The organism is Hyphomonas sp. (genome assembly GCF_036964145.1).
Taxonomy (GTDB): domain Bacteria; phylum Pseudomonadota; class Alphaproteobacteria; order Caulobacterales; family Hyphomonadaceae; genus Hyphomonas.
In genome coordinates, this window is record NZ_JBALUC010000002.1 from 843,968 (window position 1) to 859,635 (window position 15,668).

The 15,668-nt window shown below is 61.7% G+C and carries 13 protein-coding genes and 1 riboswitch; of the genes, 3 read left to right on the forward strand and 10 right to left on the reverse strand.

Annotated elements, in window-relative coordinates:
- Window positions 1–6 precede the first annotated feature (6 nt).
- The 3 genes from V7660_RS08955 to V7660_RS08965 form a co-directional block, all read right to left on the reverse strand.
- The gene (locus V7660_RS08955) at window positions 7–1,278 is read right to left on the reverse strand and encodes an amidohydrolase family protein (protein ID WP_335602739.1); all 1,272 of its coding nucleotides are present in this window, start codon (window positions 1,276–1,278) and stop codon (window positions 7–9) included.
- Window positions 1,275–2,687, reverse strand: coding sequence for an amidohydrolase (locus V7660_RS08960; protein ID WP_335602740.1), 1,413 nt, complete (start codon window positions 2,685–2,687; stop codon window positions 1,275–1,277). The genes V7660_RS08955 and V7660_RS08960 overlap by 4 nt, the downstream gene beginning before the upstream one ends.
- A 125-nt stretch (window positions 2,688–2,812) precedes the next feature.
- On the reverse strand, window positions 2,813–3,160 hold the full coding sequence (locus V7660_RS08965; RefSeq protein ID WP_335602741.1) for a hypothetical protein: 348 nt from the start codon (window positions 3,158–3,160) through the stop codon (window positions 2,813–2,815).
- A 138-nt stretch (window positions 3,161–3,298) separates the two neighbouring features.
- Here V7660_RS08965 and V7660_RS08970 point away from each other — a divergent pair, with 138 nt between their 5' ends.
- The gene (locus V7660_RS08970; protein WP_335602742.1) at window positions 3,299–4,675 is read left to right on the forward strand and encodes an acyltransferase family protein; all 1,377 of its coding nucleotides are present in this window, start codon (window positions 3,299–3,301) and stop codon (window positions 4,673–4,675) included.
- Window positions 4,676–4,678: 3 nt separating this feature from the next.
- Here the strand turns inward: V7660_RS08970 and gcvPB are convergent, their stop codons facing one another.
- From gcvPB to V7660_RS08995, 5 genes are all read right to left on the reverse strand, one after another.
- Window positions 4,679–6,250 carry an aminomethyl-transferring glycine dehydrogenase subunit GcvPB gene (gcvPB, locus tag V7660_RS08975; protein WP_335602743.1) on the reverse strand — a complete coding sequence of 524 codons (1,572 nt, stop codon included), beginning with the start codon at window positions 6,248–6,250 and terminating at the stop codon, window positions 4,679–4,681.
- Window positions 6,250–7,593, reverse strand: a complete 1,344-nt coding sequence (gcvPA, locus tag V7660_RS08980) for an aminomethyl-transferring glycine dehydrogenase subunit GcvPA (RefSeq protein WP_335602744.1) — start codon at window positions 7,591–7,593, stop codon at window positions 6,250–6,252. Before gcvPA ends, gcvPB begins: the two co-directional genes overlap by 1 nt.
- A gap of 31 nt (window positions 7,594–7,624) precedes the next feature.
- Window positions 7,625–8,014 carry a glycine cleavage system protein GcvH gene (gene gcvH / locus V7660_RS08985; protein ID WP_335602745.1) on the reverse strand — a complete coding sequence of 130 codons (390 nt, stop codon included), beginning with the start codon at window positions 8,012–8,014 and terminating at the stop codon, window positions 7,625–7,627.
- An 11-nt stretch (window positions 8,015–8,025) separates the two neighbouring features.
- Complete coding sequence (gcvT, locus tag V7660_RS08990) at window positions 8,026–9,183, reverse strand: glycine cleavage system aminomethyltransferase GcvT (protein ID WP_335602746.1); 1,158 nt, start codon at window positions 9,181–9,183, stop codon at window positions 8,026–8,028.
- Window positions 9,184–9,327: 144 nt separating this feature from the next.
- Window positions 9,328–9,419, reverse strand: a riboswitch (glycine riboswitch).
- A 108-nt stretch (window positions 9,420–9,527) separates the two neighbouring features.
- Window positions 9,528–10,658, reverse strand: a complete 1,131-nt coding sequence (locus V7660_RS08995) for a DUF697 domain-containing protein (protein WP_335602747.1) — start codon at window positions 10,656–10,658, stop codon at window positions 9,528–9,530.
- 199 nt (window positions 10,659–10,857) lie between these two features.
- Between V7660_RS08995 and V7660_RS09000 the strand changes: the two genes are divergently transcribed.
- Window positions 10,858–12,198 carry a sulfatase-like hydrolase/transferase gene (locus V7660_RS09000; protein ID WP_335602748.1) on the forward strand — a complete coding sequence of 447 codons (1,341 nt, stop codon included), beginning with the start codon at window positions 10,858–10,860 and terminating at the stop codon, window positions 12,196–12,198.
- A gap of 75 nt (window positions 12,199–12,273) precedes the next feature.
- On the opposite strand, the gene argS is transcribed toward V7660_RS09000, so the two are convergent.
- Together argS and V7660_RS09010 are read right to left on the reverse strand one after the other, a co-directional pair.
- On the reverse strand, window positions 12,274–14,046 hold the full coding sequence (gene argS / locus V7660_RS09005; protein ID WP_335602749.1) for an arginine--tRNA ligase: 1,773 nt from the start codon (window positions 14,044–14,046) through the stop codon (window positions 12,274–12,276).
- Between the two features lie 3 nt (window positions 14,047–14,049).
- A complete protein-coding gene (locus V7660_RS09010) occupies window positions 14,050–14,607 on the reverse strand; it encodes a hypothetical protein (protein WP_335602750.1) in 558 nt (185 codons plus the stop codon).
- 112 nt (window positions 14,608–14,719) lie between these two features.
- Here V7660_RS09010 and ispH point away from each other — a divergent pair, with 112 nt between their 5' ends.
- Window positions 14,720–15,667: a 4-hydroxy-3-methylbut-2-enyl diphosphate reductase gene (gene ispH, locus V7660_RS09015; RefSeq protein ID WP_335602751.1), complete on the forward strand. Its 948-nt coding sequence runs from the start codon at window positions 14,720–14,722 to the stop codon at window positions 15,665–15,667.
- The last annotated feature ends 1 nt before the right edge of the window (window position 15,668 follow it).

The window sequence follows — 15,668 nt, forward strand, 5'->3', positions numbered from 1 at the left end:
CCCTCCTTACGGCCGCGTATAGGCGTGGGGCCGTTCGGATTCGTCGAGGTTGAGATAGCGGTCCCGCAGACGGGTCTGGCGGGATTCCATCGACTGCTGTTCGCCATCAATGATCACGGCCACAGGACTGGACACGATTTCCAGCGGATCCCCATCCCAGGCCACCACATCAGCATGAGCCCCTAGCGCGAGGCGACCAAAGCCGGTGAGACCAAAAATGTCTGCGGGGGCGCTGGTCAATGCAATCATTGCGTCGTCGAAGGACAGCCCATTGGCCACAGCATTGCCGGCCAGCTGTGTCGCGAGGCGGGCCTGATGGCTGCCATCACCCACATTCGCGATGGCAAAGGTCGCGCCCGCGTCAGCCAGCCGGGCCGCATTTTCCGAGGTTGCCGCCAGTTTCTCAAAGGACGCCGGCAAATTGGAGAACGCATCGATGATGACCGGAATGCCTGTGTCCGCGAGCCGCGGGGCTACGCGCCACGCCTCGTCCGCGCCGACGATCACAAATTTCAGCGACGGCTCATCCTCTGCCAGATCCATGATGGCGTTGAGATCGCTGGCGCGACTCGCCTGGACAAGGATCAGCTGTTGGCCGCGTGCAGCTGGCGCCAAGGCCTGTGCATCAACCCGGTTCAGCACGGCGCCGTCATTCTGGGTGATGTAGCGCGCAGGATAGCTGCGGGCGTCATCCAGGGCGGCGCGAAGCAGCATCATGGCAGCCTGGCGCGAGCCCCCGGCAAGGCCGGCCCCCGCTTCACCGAGCCTGATGAAGGTGAAGACTTTTTCGTCCAGTTCGGTATCCAGATCCCCGCTCGCATCCGCCACAAAGCCCTGTCCGGCAAACAGCGAGTTGCCAGTACCCGGCGCCACAACCAAGCGCGTGAACCCCTCGATGCGGGTAACATCAATCGCGGTCGCATCCGGATTGAAGCCATCGGCCGCGTTCAGCGCGGCTGAGAAGCCAGACATCGCCGCAGCTGTATCATTGGTCGAATCCTCGGCATCGACTTCCACCAGACCTGTCTGGGAGAAAGCGGCGATCAGGCCCGGCGTGACCCACGCTGCGGCAATCTCCGTCGCACCGTCCGGCACTTCTGTCCCGGACCCGCCAACCGCGACGATCCGGTCATCCTCGATGACGACAATTCCGTTTTCGATCACGCCCTGCGCGGTGCCGGTCCAAACCGTTTCCCCGCGAATAACCAGTGTTTCGGCGAGCGCAGGCGTGGTTGCGAGGCCCAATGCGGCAACGCTTGTGAGTAGTGTGCGGATCATTTCCGGTCTCCTTCACCAGGCTGGCCGATTTCAAAGTCCATGACAGGATTGGTTTCAGGATGGTCACGGTCGAACATCAGGGCGCCATCGATGAAGACCTGATCGGCCGCGGAGTAGACGCTGAACGGGTCGCCGGACCAGATGACGACATCCGCCATCTTGCCGGGCTTGAGGCTGCCAGTCCGGTCATCAATGCCGAGCGATTTGGCCGGGTTCAGGGAGAGCCAGGTCCAGGCGACCTCTTTCGGAATGTCGATCCCGACCTTCTTGCCATCAGACCAGGCTTTTGCCGCCTCCTGATTGAGGCGCTGGATGCCAACATCGCTATCGGAATGGACAATGGCGCAGGCGCCGGCCTTGTGGACCATCGGAATGTTCTCGCGAATGCCGTCATAGGCTTCCATCTTGAAGCCCCACCAATCGGCCCACATGGAAGAACAGGCGCCATACTCGGCCAGCTTGTCGGCAATCTTGTAGCTTTCGACCGCATGGTGGAAGGCGGTGACCTTGTAGCCGAACTCCTTCGACATATCCATGATTTGCGCCATCTCGTCGGCGCGGTAACAATGCATGTGTACGAGGATGTCGCCGTTCAGGACCCCGGCCAGCGTATCGAGTTCGAGATCACGCGCCGGCGGCTCACCGCCTTCATTTTCGAACTTCTCCCACTTGCTCTTGTATTCCGCCGCCCGGATCCAGGCCTGCCGGTAGCCGGCGACATTGCCCATGCGAGAATACGGGGCCCCGCCCGGAAATCCGCCATTGCCATAGCCATAGACGCGTTTGGGGTTCTCCCCGCAGGCCATCTTCAGCGTGTAGGGCGCGTCAGGAAATTTCATGCCCTGCACGGTCCGGCTCGGCACGTTCTTCAGGATCACGCCCCGTCCGCCGAACAGATTGGCGCTTCCGGGAAGCACTTGCAGGGAGGTGATGCCGCCCGCGATGGCGCGGGTGAAACCCGGGTCCTGCGGCCAGACGCCATGCTCGGACCAGACTTCCGCCGTGACGGGGCCGGAGACTTCATTGCCGTCCCCATGCGCGGTGACGCCGGGCGAGGGGTAGACGCCGAGATGGCTGTGATTGTCGATGATGCCGGGCGTGACCCAGCGGCCTGTGGCGTCGATGGTCTCGGCCCCGTCCGGCGCTTCTATGTCGGCGCCGAGGGCAACGATCTTGCCATCCTGCAACAGCAGGCTGCCATCTTCGATCAGATTGCCTTCACCATCCAGAATGGTGGCATTCGTGATCAGGACCGGCGCGTTCGGAAAGGGCGTATACGTAGAGGGATAAGGATTGCGATCGAACGCGTCATCCGCAGAGGCTGTCTTCTTTGCATCGTCACCTCCGCCGCACGCCGAAAGTATTAATGCTGCCACGCAGGCAGCCGCCACCCCAAATAATGTCCGCATCTTCTGTCGCCCCGTGTCCGCAGATAGGTCCCGGCATACTGCTGACATTTCCCGGCGCTTCAAGGCCTGATCCGGAAACAGACGTGAATTTCTTCCAGAGCCGCCACATCTGCGGCAATTTGCTTCTACGTATCCGGTTTGAGCGGGTCTTTCTTATCCCGGCCAAAGACGAGCCGCATGAGCCAGTTGGGGGCAAACCGCTCGACGCGAGGATGCCGGGCCAACACGCTCTCCATCCAGCGCCGGCCCCACATCGCATTGCGGCCAAGCAACACGACCCCAACAATGGCGATCGGCAGGCCTACTGGAATGATTGGCGTCACAAACGCAATCGGAATGGCCACCACGATCATGATCAGGCCGGTCAGCGCCAAGATCTGGCGAAACGCCACGTTCACGCCATTGCGCAGCCCGGCTGCGGACTTCGACGTCTCGCTCTGATCGCTTGGCGTGGGGGTTTCATCGTCGGCCATGGTGCTGAATATGGTGAAATATTAGGGCGCCGCCAGTTCTATCGGCAGGATGTGGTCAAAGTCTGGCGTCTGCGTTACCTGATTGCTACAAAATGCGAATTCTTGCTGTCATGCGCGGCAACCTGGCTAGAGGACGGCATGAAACTTCAGTCCATCCAAATCCTGCGCGGTATGGCGGCATTGCTGGTCGTTATCTACCATATCCGCGCAATGGAAATTCTGGCCATTGGCAAGAATGATCTGCAGGAACTTCCCCTTCTGAATGGCGTCATTTCGAACGGCTATGCCGGTGTGGATCTGTTCTTTGTAATCTCGGGCTTCATCATGGTCTATGTGACCGAAGGTATGAAACCCGGCATCCGGTCCAGCCTCGATTTCCTGTTCGCCCGCGTCACACGTATCTATCCGCTCTGGTGGATTTTCGCGGGCGTCATGACGCTGATGTTCTTCGTGTACAATGATTTCGGCCTCGGCGAGGGCTGGCAACATGTCAGCCAGGGCCAACCCCTTATCCCGTATCTGATCAAATCCTTCCTGCTCGTGCCACAGAATGCCCCTCCGGTGCTGGGAGTGGGCTGGACGCTGGTGCATGAGATCTACTTCTATGTCGCCTTCACCTTCCTGCTCCTCCTGCCCCGGCGCACCTGGCTATGGGTGCTGCTCGCATGGGGCGGCGCAATTGCCGGCGGGACCTTTGTCGGTTTCACTGAGCCCTTCGGCGCGGACTACCGAACGCTGATTTTCTATCCCATGACGATGGAATTCATCATGGGGGCCGTGGTCGGCCTGCTGGTCAGCTCCGGCGTCGCGTGGCGCAGCGGAGCGGTTACGATGGTTGCCGTGCTCTGGATGATGGCGTCTCTCGGCCTGCAGGGCACCGAGGATGCAGACCTGATGATGTGGGGCCGCGTCTTCTGGTTCGGCCTGCCCTGCACGCTGCTGGTTTACGGGTTCGCCACGCTGGAACTGAGGCGCCGGCAAGCCTGGCTTGTCCCGGCGGGCGCAGGCGCCGTGGTCGCCGGCCTGATCGGGTTCGGTTACAACCTCCTCGACACGGCCCCCTGGAGCGCCCGCTCGGCCGCAACCTTCATGTCGATCATTGTCGGCGGCATGGCGATGGCGGTGGTCTTCTGGGGAGGCTGGTTGGGCGGGCAGGCCATGCCGGCGCGGATCCGGGCCATGAAGCCCGGCCTGTTACGTATCTATGGCAGCCTTGCACGGGTCGGCGACTGGTCATTCTCGCTCTATTTGTGTCATCCGATCCTGCTGGCGCCCATCCGGCTCGGATTCGCAGAGCTGGCGAAGATCCCGGTTCTCGCGCCAATCTTCCAGACGGGGCATGCCGGGCCACTCGACAATATCGTGCTCTACATCGTGGCGCTGACGACCTGCCTGATCGTCGCCGCCCTGACCTATCGCTTCATCGAGCGCCCGATGATTGTCGGCTTCGCCAAGGCGCGGGCCGCTATTTTCCGGCGCGAGCGACCAAAGCCGCTCGGCCAGGTTGCGCCCTGATCCTTATTCCGCTGCGACAGAACTCGTTTCCGGCGGCGTCCATTTGAGCACAGGCTTGCGGGCCGCCTGCGTTTCGTCGAGCCGGCGCATCGGAGCGAGATAAGGGGCGCCCTTCATCGTTTCGTCTCCCTGAGCGGCACGTCGGGCAATGGATTCCAGCGAGTCACAGAAGCGATCTAGCTCGGCTTTAGATTCCGACTCGGTCGGCTCGATCAGCATCGCCCCATGCACGACCAGCGGGAAGTACATGGTCATCGGATGGTAGCCCTCATCGATCAGCGACTTGGCAATGTCGATGGTCTCGATCCCGTCCGCCGTAAAGGCATCCGAGAACAATGCCTCATGCATGCAATAGCCCTCGAAGGCCGGCGTCATCACCGTCTTCAGGCGTGCCTGAATATAGTTGGCGTTCAGCACGGCATCTTCAGAAGCCTGCTTCAGGCCGTCTGCGCCGTGGCTGAGCATATAGGTCAGCGCCCGGACGAACATGCCCATCTGGCCATGAAAGGCCACCATGCGGCCAAAACTCTCGCTGGCGTCGCCTTCCATGTCCTCGACGAGGCGGAAGACGCCGTCTTCATCCTTCACAACGAAGGGCACGGGCGCGTAAGGCGCGAGCGCGTCTGACAACACAGTCGGGCCAGAGCCCGGCCCACCGCCGCCATGTGGGGTAGAGAAGGTCTTGTGAAGATTGATGTGCATCGCATCGACGCCGAGGTCGCCGGGGCGGACCCGGCCAACGATGGCATTGAAGTTCGCGCCGTCGCAGTAGAAATAGCCACCCGCCGCATGGATCAGGTCGGCAATCTCCTTGATGTCGGTCTCGAAGAGGCCGCACGTATTCGGATTGGTCAGCATGATGCCGGCAATGTCGTCGGACTTTTCGAGCTTCGCTTTCAACTCCTCAATGTTCACCCGGCCGCGCGCATTGGCCTTGATCTCGTCAACGATGAAGCCGCACTGGACGGCCGTTGCCGGGTTCGTTCCGTGCGCGGAGGCTGGCACCAGCACGCGCTTGCGGGTCTCGGCCTCACCGCGTGCGACCAGCGCCTGGCGGATCGCCATCATGCCGCAGAATTCGCCATGCGCACCCGCCTTGGGGCTCATTGCGACGGCGGGCATCGCGGTGAGTGTCTTCAACCAGGTCGCCAATTCGTCAATCAGTTCCAGCGCACCCTGCACGGTCGCCTGTGGCTGCAGCGGATGGATGTCCGCAAAGCCGGGCAAACGCGCGAGCTTCTCGTTGAGGCGCGGATTGTGTTTCATTGTGCAGCTGCCCAGCGGGAACAGACCAAGGTCGATGGCGTAGTTCTTCTGGCTGAGACGCATATAGTGACGCACGGTCTGCGGTTCGGACAGGCCTGGCAGGCCGGTCGGCTGGCTGCGTGCAACACCGCCAAGACGGCCGGTGCGGTATGTCGGCTTGGGAAGGTCAACGCCGGTCGTGTCAGCGGTGCCAACCTCAAAGATCAGGCCCTCGGCCTGCAACAGGCCCTTGGAGCCAGACACGGTGTCCACGGATTGGTTGGAAGCCTGTGCAGGAGATGTCGGGCGGCCTTGTGCGTTCATGGTCATCAGATGATCTCCTTCAGGGCGGCGGCGTAGGCGGCGATATCGTCGGCCGTCGTGCATTCAGTGGCGGCGCAGAGGATAACGTCGCCCATATGCCCATCGGGGAAGAGGCGGCTGGCGCGGACCCCGCCGACCACGCCAGCTTCGTCCAGCATAGCCAGTACGGCTTCTGCGTCCATCGGCGTGCGGAAGGCAAACTCATTGAAGAAGCGCGGCGTCAGGATTTCCACGCCGGGCACGGCTTCCAGCGCATCAGCGAGATCGCAGGCCGCTTCGTGGTTCAGCAGGGCCATCTGTTCCAGCCCCTTTCCGCCGAGCAGCGTCATGTGCGCGGTGAAGGCCAGCGCGCAGAGGCCGGAATTGGTGCAAATGTTTGAAGTCGCCTTGTCGCGGCGGATATGCTGTTCGCGGGTCGACAGCGTCAGCACGAAACCGCGATTGCCGTCGGCGTCCACAGTTTCCCCGCACAGGCGGCCGGGCATCTGGCGCACCAGCTTCTGGGTACAGGCAAAGAGGCCGACATAAGGGCCGCCGAAATTGAGGCCGTTGCCGATGGACTGCCCTTCGCCGACAGCAATGTCTGCGCCCATCTCGCCCGGCGGCGTAATGAGGCCGAGCGAAACCGCCTCGGTGAAGACGGAGACGAGCAGCGCGCCTTTTTCATGGGCAGCATCCGCCGACTTCGAGAGGTCCGTCACGGTGCCGAAAATGTTCGGGCTCTGACCGATGACACAGGCGGTCTGGTCGTCCACCGCATCGGCCAGCGCATTCTCGCCATCCACGGCTGCGGGCAACTGGACCACTTCGAACCCTTGCGCCTCGCACACCATTTTAGTGGCGGCGGCATAATGCGGATGCAGCCCGCCCGACAGGATCACTTTCTTCCGGCGCGTCACCCGCGTCGCCATGATCGCCGCCTCAGCGCAGGCCGTGGAGCCGTCATACATGGAGGCGTTCGCCACATCCATCGCGGTCATGGCCGCGACCTGGGTCTGGAATTCGAACAGGGTCTGCAGCGTACCCTGTGCGATCTCTGGCTGGTAGGGCGTATAGGTCGTCAGGAATTCCGACCGCTGGATCACCATGTCGACCGTCGCCGGGACATGGTGCTTGTAGGCGCCTGCCCCGACAAAGAACGGACCGGACGAGGCCGAGCGGTTCTTCGCCGCAAGCTTCGTCATGTGGCGCTCGACGGCGAGTTCCCCCTGATGGTCCGGCAGGCCCTCAATCGTGCTGCCAAGGCGCGCGGCTTCCGGGACGTCCGTGAAGAAATCTTCGACCGAACCGGCGCCAATGGTTGCCAGCATCTCTGCGCGGTCTTCCGGGGACAGGGGGAGGTATCTCATGCTTTTGCTTGCTCCGTCAGAGTCTCGGGGCCTACAGGCCCTCGCAGAATGCCTTGTAGGCGTCTTCGTCCATCAGGCTGGCGATCTCGGCGCCATCCTTGATTTCCAGCACGCAGAACCAGCCATTCTCGCGCGGGGATTCGTTCACGGTCTCCGGCTTGTCGGCCAGCGTAGGGTTCACCTCGACCACTTTGCCGCTGATCGGCGCGTAGACATCGGAAGCGGCCTTCACGCTCTCGACCACGGCCATGTCGTCGCCTGTGGAGAACTCCACCCCAACTTCCGGCAGCTCAACGAAGACAATGTCGCCCAGCTGGTTTTCGGCGTAATGGGTGATGCCCACAGTGGCGAGGTCATTATGGACTGTGACCCATTCATGATCCTTGGTGAAGAAGGTGGTCGGCTGGGTGTAGCGGGTCATGAGGGACACTCCTATCGCTTGTAATTGTGGGGAACGAATGGAAGCGAGACCACTTCCGCCGGGCGCGCCTTGCCGCGCACCATGAGATCGATTTTGGTGCCGGGCTCAGCGAGATCGCGGCGCACATAGCCCATCGCCACCGGATGATCGACGCTGGGACCAAAGCCACCTGACGTAACGATGCCGACGGACTCGCCGTCGACTTCGATGATTGTGCCTTCGCGGGCCGGCGCGCGCTCCAGCGGGCGAATGCCGACACGGAGTTCTGCGGGGCCATCGGTGAGCGCCTTGAGGATACGTTCCGCCCCCGGAAAGTCTGTGCGTTCGCGACGTTTCTTCTGGATCACCCAGGCAAGGTCGGCCTCGACCGGATCACGGCTCGTGTCCATGTCATGCCCGTAAAGGCAGAGCCCGGCTTCGAGGCGCAGCGAATCCCGCGCGCCGAGGCCAATCGGTTTCACGCGGTCGTCGGTCAGCATTTCCCTGACCAGCGGCAGGCCGGCCTCAGACGAGACGAGCACTTCAAATCCGTCCTCACCGGTATAGCCACAGCGGGACACAATGCAGCGCGAGCCATTCAGCTCGAAGGGCATGTGACGCATGAATTTCAGCTCTTCGCAGCCGGGAAAGAAGTCGCTCATCACATCGGCGGCCTTTGGCCCCTGCAGGGCGAACAGGATACGGTCATCGGCGCGCGTCAGCACGGCCTTGCCCTCGAAGCTCCGCTCAAAGAGCGCCCAGTCGGCATCCTTCACTGCGCCGTTGACGACGATGTAGAGCGAGCCCTGCGCCTCTTCGCCGATCGGGCGGGTGATGATGAGGTCGTCCAGAATGCCGCCCTCTTCATTGAGCAGCACGGTCAGGCGCGCCTGACCCTCCTTGAGGCCCGCAATATCGGACGGCACCAGCGTCTCGACCAGCGCGGCGATCTCGGCATGCGCGTCATCACCGCCGCCAATGCCATCGGCCAGCGACAGGAAGCATGGACCCATATGGGAGACATCAAACAGGCCCGCCTGCGTGCGCGTCCAGAGGTGTTCGTCCTTCACGCCCATCGGATACTGAACCGGCATTTCATAGCCGGCGAACGGCACAAGCTTCGCGCCCAGCTCTTCGTGCAAGGCATGGAGCGGCGTGCGCTTCAAATTCTCTGTCGTCGTGTCGGCCATGACGCCCTTTCATAAGGAGACGGGGCAGCCTCAAGCTGCGCATCGTCGCCCCCGCTGTCCTGGGCGCCTGAGAGATTCCGCCCGGCATGCGGGCTTGCTCCTTCGGCGAGACGGCACCATCAGCCCGTCTCTTTCCAGCGTGTTGTCTCTCTCCCGGTCCTTTTGCCTGAGCGTTTCCGGGGCGGTTGCGCCTTCGGCGGCGGGGTTGGGTACCCGCTCTCTCCCGGGAGGAGTTCGTCTATGCGAGTCGAACTAGCGTGGATTCTTGTGGCCAGCAAGCGCAGAGTCAGCAATCGCCTGCGCGAACGCCGACACTGCCCGGCGAACAGGCAGGCCGGCTTGCATCAGACTTCTGTCGCCTTGCGCCCGAACCAGCCCTGAACCATCGACCACGCATTTTTCGAGCCCGACATGGTCTGCTCTGCCGCCCAGGCCGCGCGCGAAGTAAGCCCGCCGCAACGCTTGAGCAGATCCGTCGCGACCGAGCCGGATTCCTTTTTTACGCGTGCAAGTGCTTCGGCAGAGATCGAGCGGGCCTGTCGCGCGGACCAGCCCTCGAAGGCCCGGCAGCGGCGCTTGGCGAGATAGCCCATCTTCAGCGTCAGCATCGCATTCACCGCGCCGTCCATGACCGGCCCGGCAATCAGGCCGCCCATGCGCCCCAACAGCCCGCCGATCACATCGCCGGTCATGTCGGTGACATCCTCCAGCGCGCGGCTCACCACGACGATAGCCGCGACGTCTCGCAGGATCAGCAATGTGCCGCCCAGATGGGGCCGACCGAAATAGATCTGGGAGATCTTGGCGATCAGATTGGCATTGCGCCACAGCACGACGAACGCATCCACTGTCCCGTTCATCGAGAAAGCTGTGGCCACACCAACGCCCACGGCCTCCGCATGGATCAGCTTGTCGACCTTGGCATCGAGTTTCTTGAGGTGAATTTCGATATGGCGCTTCTGGAAGGCCTCAAGATCTGCCGCAACCATTGCGGCCTCCGTCATGTCCGCCGCCGCAAACCGGCCCAGCAAAGCGCGCCCGGCCACCATGCCTTCCTCAATCGACGCCACTTCCTCGGTCAGGAGCGGATTGCGCTTCAGCATGGCGAGGTATTTGAGGTCGTATTTCAGACGCTGCGACAGGAGCGATATGTCGGGATTTTCGATGTCGAAGGGGGTGTGAGGCGGCTTTGCCGCCACCGGCATGGACAGGAAGGAGGCCAGCGGCCGTCCGACGAGGACGATCAGCAATCCGGCCAGCAACAGGATGAACGCGTACCCAAGCACCGGATGCACATCATCGAACAGCCGGTAGAACAGGAAGCCCTGCCCGATCACGGTCAGGAAGGCGAGCGTCAGCAACGCCGCGCCGGACCATTTGATGACTTTCCAGGCTTTCGACCATTGGGAGGCAAACTCCCAATTCGATGAGGCGCCCGGCCCCGCTTCCGCTGACACGGGAAGATTCTTGGCCATGTCCATTCTCCTCTACAAATCTCGTCAAAGAAAATCCTAGAGGCAAAGCTGCGGGAGCGACACTCCCACATGCGCGGGGCTGGCAGGATGCGCCGAACCGCGCATGCGCATTTCACCTGAGTGGGCCCGCGGTTAATTGGGCTTTAGGGGTTTTCGGCTATGATGCCCGCATATCGACGGCTTTGGCGGATATGTGACCATGCTCACAAATATTCAGGCGCGCGCGAACAAGAACGGATACGCGGTGTTCTCGCGCAATTCCCTGTTGTTCGTGCTTTTTGCGGTCGTGATCCCGAATTTTCTGTTCCTTCTCACAGCGCCATTCTACATTGCGTCGCGGCTGATCTCACCCTTTCTGTATCTTGCCGCGGGGGTTGTCGGGCTATTCCTGCCCGCCCGACTGACCTTTCTTCTGTTCTTTGGTGCAGCGGTCGTGGACGTGACCCTGATCGTCATGATCGCCTTCCACCTGCCTCTGGATGTCGCGCTGAATTCGCTGCAATACTCCGCCTCGATCAATCCGGCGGCATCGCTACTCTATGTTTCCATCGCGGTGATAGTCACGGCGACGTCGGCGCTATCCGCGTATCTGATCAGCCGCCACCGTGCCAGCCTGCGCGAAGCTTCACTGGTGCCGGCCCTCTTGGTCGCAGCCGCACTCTCCTGCGCCGACCTGGCCTGGACGCAGCCTTATTTCCGAAAACCCGATGTGGCGTTCGACAGCGCGCGTGTGCAGACGGGCATGAGCGCAGATGCGATCATTGGCGGCGGTTCCAACATGTTGATCGTCATGGTCGAGGGGCTGGGCGCGTTCTCCGATCCGGAGGAGCGCGACGCATTGAACTCAATGCTGACGCAGAATCTGCCTCAGGGACGCTACGTGATTGAGGCTGGGCAGACATATTATTCCGGCTCGACCACCGGCGCCGCTGCGCGGGAATTGTGCAATCGCTGGGGCGACTATATCGACTACCTGACCGGCACGCCAACCGGGGACTGCCTGCCCAACAAGCTTGCCGCGGCGGGTTATGAGACCATTGCATTTCACGGTTTCGGCACGGACATGTTCCAGCGTGACAAATGGTACCCGGACATCGGCTTCCAGAAACTGGAATTCCTGGACCAGCTCGAAGTCGAGCAGCCTGAACACTTCGTCAGGCGATGCGGCAGCGTGTTCAATGGGCTCTGCGACGCCGATGTCGGGGAAGCCGTCCACGCCGCGCTCAAGGCTGAGCCGGAGACGCCGAAATTCATCTACTGGCTGACACTGAACAGCCACATCCCGTTTGTGAAGAACGAGGCCGATCCTATGGCGTGCCGCTCGGAAATGCCCAGAATCCACAATAAGACAGTTTGTGAATTGTCAAATCTGTGGTCGATCGTGTTCGAACAAGTGAGTGAGATTGCTGCCGATCCGGAACTTGCGCCCACGGACATTCTCATTGTCGGCGACCATCACACCCCCTTATGGGAACGCGCAGCCAAGGACGGGTTCGAACTCGGCAAGGTAGACTGGGTCCTGCTACGTCACCGCGACTGATACAGGGTATGGGTCGGCCCACTTATCTCAACTGATCCTTGAACATAAGATGCGACCCACGTGCGGGCAGTCAGCCTACATGCGTTCCGGAATGCGGATGCCGAGAATGTCGAGGCCGGTTTCGAGCTGCTTGAGCACGGCGGCGGACAAAGCGAGCCGGCTGGCGCGCAGGTCTGGGTCTTCTTCGGAGGCAATAGGCAATGCCGCATAGAAGGCGCTGAAGCCCTGTGCGAGATTGTAGACATGCTCACACAGAATGTGCGGCATGCGCTTCTCCCGCGCCTGCAGAAGCGTCGCGGCGAAGCCATCCAGCTGCAGCACGAGGGCACGCTCGGCATCATGGCCGATCCTGATCTCGCCCGCCTTGTGGCCAGCCTCTTCTGCCTTGCGCAGGACCGATTTGATCCGTACAGCCGCATAGAGCAAATATGGCCCGGTCTTGCCTTCGAAGCTCGTGAAGCGGTCGAGGTCAAAGACGTAATTGCTGGTGCGCGTATTGTGCAGGTCCGAAAATCGCAGCGCGGCAAGCGCCACCTTGGCGGCCACGTCGCGGCGCTCGTCTTCCGACATGTCTTCCGGCAACTTTCCGGCTTCCGCAATCTTCTTCTGGGCTTCCTCGAAGGCCATCGCGTTGAGGTCTGCCAGCCGCAGCACGCCGCCTTCCCGGGTCTTGAACGGTTTACCGTCCGGCCCGTTCACCGTGCCGAAGCCGATATGTTCCATATGGCCTTCATCGATCAGGCCGAGCAATTCGGCGGCGCGGAACACCTGTTCGAAATGCAGCGCCTGACGCTGGTCCACGACATAGAGCATCAGTTCCGGGACCGGGTCCATATGCTCCATCCGGTCCTTGATCGTGGCGAGGTCAGTGGTGTGATAGCCCGTGCCGCCACGGCTGTTGACCAGCATGATCGGCGGCATGTCCTTCTTGTCGCTCTCGCGCTCGATGCGGACGATGACGGCGCCGCCATCCTCTTCGGAGAGACCCGCTTCCTTGAATTTCTCGACAAGGCCCGGAATCAAATGGTCGACATCGCTTTCGCCTTTCCACAGGTCGAAATGGACGTTCAGGAATTCATAGTCGATCTTGAGCGCCGCAACCGACACATCGATGAAATGCCTCAGCAATGCGCGATAGCCCGGCCGCCCGGCCTGCAATTCGGCGACGGCTTTCTGGCTGCGCTCATTGCGCGCCGGGTCGGCCTTGGCCTTGTTGCTGGCGGCCGGGTAGAGCCGGGCAAGGTCTTCAATCGTGACGGGCGGCTCTTCGGGATACGGGCCTTCATAGACCGCATCGAAATAGATCAGGTCCGGCTGCTCGTCATGGAGTTCTGTCACGAGGTGGCCCATCTGGAGACCCCAGTCGCCGAGATGAGTGTCGCCCGTCACCTTGTCGCCCAGGAAGCGGAGCAGACGCACCAGCGTGTCGCCGATCACGGCAGAGCGCAGATGGCCGACATGCATCGGCTTGGCCACATTCGGGCCGCCGAAATCGATCACTGTGACCTTCGGGTCGGTGGCCAGCTCGCCGCCCGCCATGTCGTCCGACAGGATGCCTGCGGCGCGCGCCGACATGGCCTCGTCGGAGACGCGGATATTGATGAAGCCGGGTCCGGCAACTTCCGCGGAGAGGACCATCGGATGGTCTTTCAGCGTCGCGGCGATCTCGCTGGCAATCTCGCGCGGATTCTTGCCGGCGGATTTCGCCGCGCCCATGGCGCCATTGCACTGGAAGTCCGCAAATTCAGGCTTGTCAGAGCGGCGCACGGCGCCCCATTTCGACTCAAGGCCCATGGCCTCAAAGGCGGCGCTGGCGGCCACCGACAGATCATTGATCAGGCTGGCCATTGCTTACTGCCCGGCATCCATGCGGAAACGCTTACCCAGACGGTTGAACTCAAGCTGCTCTTCGGTCAGGTCGAAGCCAACGACGACTTCAAAATTGGTACCCGAAATCGACTCATCCACGCGCGGGATTTCAATCGTGCCGATGACTTCCGTTTTCCCGGTCAGATTCTGCCCCTGGAAATTGGCTTCGGTGTTGAAGTATTTCTTGGCCAGCACCTTGCCGTTCCGGCGCGTGACCGCAACATAATAGGGATACGTATGGGCGTTGGAATCTGCTGCTGCCCCCTTGCCGAAGGCAAAGTCGATCTCGACTTCAGCTTCCAGCGGGTTGTCCCCGACATAGCGGCAGAACAGGCGCACATCGATCACTTCACCAGTGTACTCGATGTTGGAATAAAGCTCTCCGCCGCCATCAAATTCGACATAGCGTGACGAATCATAGAGGGCACCAACGGGCGGGCACGGACCCGCATTCTGGCGCGTGTCGAAACTGTCCGCGATCTTGCCGGCACCACAGCCAGTGAGAATGACCGCGGCGAGAAGTGGGGCATATTTGATCATGCGTCGGCGTGTCCTTCTTGGCCTGATGCAAAGGCCTGTCCATCTGTTGCTGCAGATGTGTTAAAGGCCCAGACGTCTCGGCGCAACGCCCACAGGCAGGAAGTAGGATGAAATGAACGACAGCCAGCCTCTTGTGATCCGACTTGCCGCGCCGCGCGGGTTCTGCGCCGGCGTCGATCGGGCAATACAGATTGTCGAGGAAGCGCTCGAAAAATGGGGTGCGCCGGTCTATGTGCGCCACGAAATCGTCCACAATGCGCATGTGGTCAGCCGGCTTGAGGCGCTTGGCGCCATCTTTGTCGAGGAACTGGACGAGTGCCCGGAAGACCGCCCGGTCATTTTCTCGGCTCATGGCGTGCCGAAATCGGTGCCGGCCGAGGCCCAACGCCGCAACATGATCTTCGTCGATGCCACCTGTCCGCTCGTCTCCAAAGTGCATGTCGAGGCCGAGCGTCACCATCGCGAAGGCCGGGAAATCGTGCTGATCGGCCATGCCGGGCACCCTGAAGTGATTGGCACGATGGGCCAGTTGCCGGGCGATACGATCACCCTGATCGAGACGGTGGAGGATGTTGCCCATTTCGCCCCCAAGGATCCGGGCAATGTTGCTTTCGTCACCCAGACCACGCTGTCGGTGGATGATACAGCCGACATTGTCGCGGCGCTGCAAGCGCGGTTTCCGGGCATTTCCAGCCCGCACAAGGAAGACATCTGCTACGCGACCACCAACCGTCAGGACGCCGTGAAGTCGCTGGCGCCCGGCGCCGACCTCGTCCTCGTGATTGGCGCCAAGACGAGTTCCAACTCCGTCCGCCTGGTCGAAGTCGCCAAGCGGGCTGGCGCAGCCCGCGCCGAACTGATCGCCAGCGCCGAAAATATCGACTGGTCGTGGCTCGACGGGGTCTCAACGCTGGGCCTGACGGCTGGGGCGAGCGCGCCGGAAGATCTGGTGCAGGGCGTGATTGATGCTTGTAGCGAAAAATTCGACGTGTCGGTCGAGCGCGTGGAAACGGCACGTGAGACCGTGACGTTCAAACTGCCGCGCATTCTTGCGGAGTAAG

Bases quoted from the DNA above. Each gene is read 5' to 3' on its own strand.
- V7660_RS08955 (WP_335602739.1), bottom strand. From the start codon at position 1,278: ATGATCCGCACACTACTCACAAGCGTTGCCGCATTGGGCCTCGCAACC.
- V7660_RS08960 (WP_335602740.1), bottom strand. From the start codon at position 2,687: ATGCGGACATTATTTGGGGTGGCGGCTGCCTGCGTGGCAGCATTAATA.
- V7660_RS08965 (WP_335602741.1), bottom strand. From the start codon at position 3,160: ATGGCCGACGATGAAACCCCCACGCCAAGCGATCAGAGCGAGACGTCG.
- V7660_RS08970 (WP_335602742.1), top strand. From the start codon at position 3,299: ATGAAACTTCAGTCCATCCAAATCCTGCGCGGTATGGCGGCATTGCTG.
- gcvPB (WP_335602743.1), bottom strand. From the start codon at position 6,250: ATGACCATGAACGCACAAGGCCGCCCGACATCTCCTGCACAGGCTTCC.
- gcvPA (WP_335602744.1), bottom strand. From the start codon at position 7,593: ATGAGATACCTCCCCCTGTCCCCGGAAGACCGCGCAGAGATGCTGGCA.
- gcvH (WP_335602745.1), bottom strand. From the start codon at position 8,014: ATGACCCGCTACACCCAGCCGACCACCTTCTTCACCAAGGATCATGAA.
- gcvT (WP_335602746.1), bottom strand. From the start codon at position 9,183: ATGGCCGACACGACGACAGAGAATTTGAAGCGCACGCCGCTCCATGCC.
- V7660_RS08995 (WP_335602747.1), bottom strand. From the start codon at position 10,658: ATGGCCAAGAATCTTCCCGTGTCAGCGGAAGCGGGGCCGGGCGCCTCA.
- V7660_RS09000 (WP_335602748.1), top strand. From the start codon at position 10,858: ATGCTCACAAATATTCAGGCGCGCGCGAACAAGAACGGATACGCGGTG.
- argS (WP_335602749.1), bottom strand. From the start codon at position 14,046: ATGGCCAGCCTGATCAATGATCTGTCGGTGGCCGCCAGCGCCGCCTTT.
- V7660_RS09010 (WP_335602750.1), bottom strand. From the start codon at position 14,607: ATGATCAAATATGCCCCACTTCTCGCCGCGGTCATTCTCACTGGCTGT.
- ispH (WP_335602751.1), top strand. From the start codon at position 14,720: ATGAACGACAGCCAGCCTCTTGTGATCCGACTTGCCGCGCCGCGCGGG.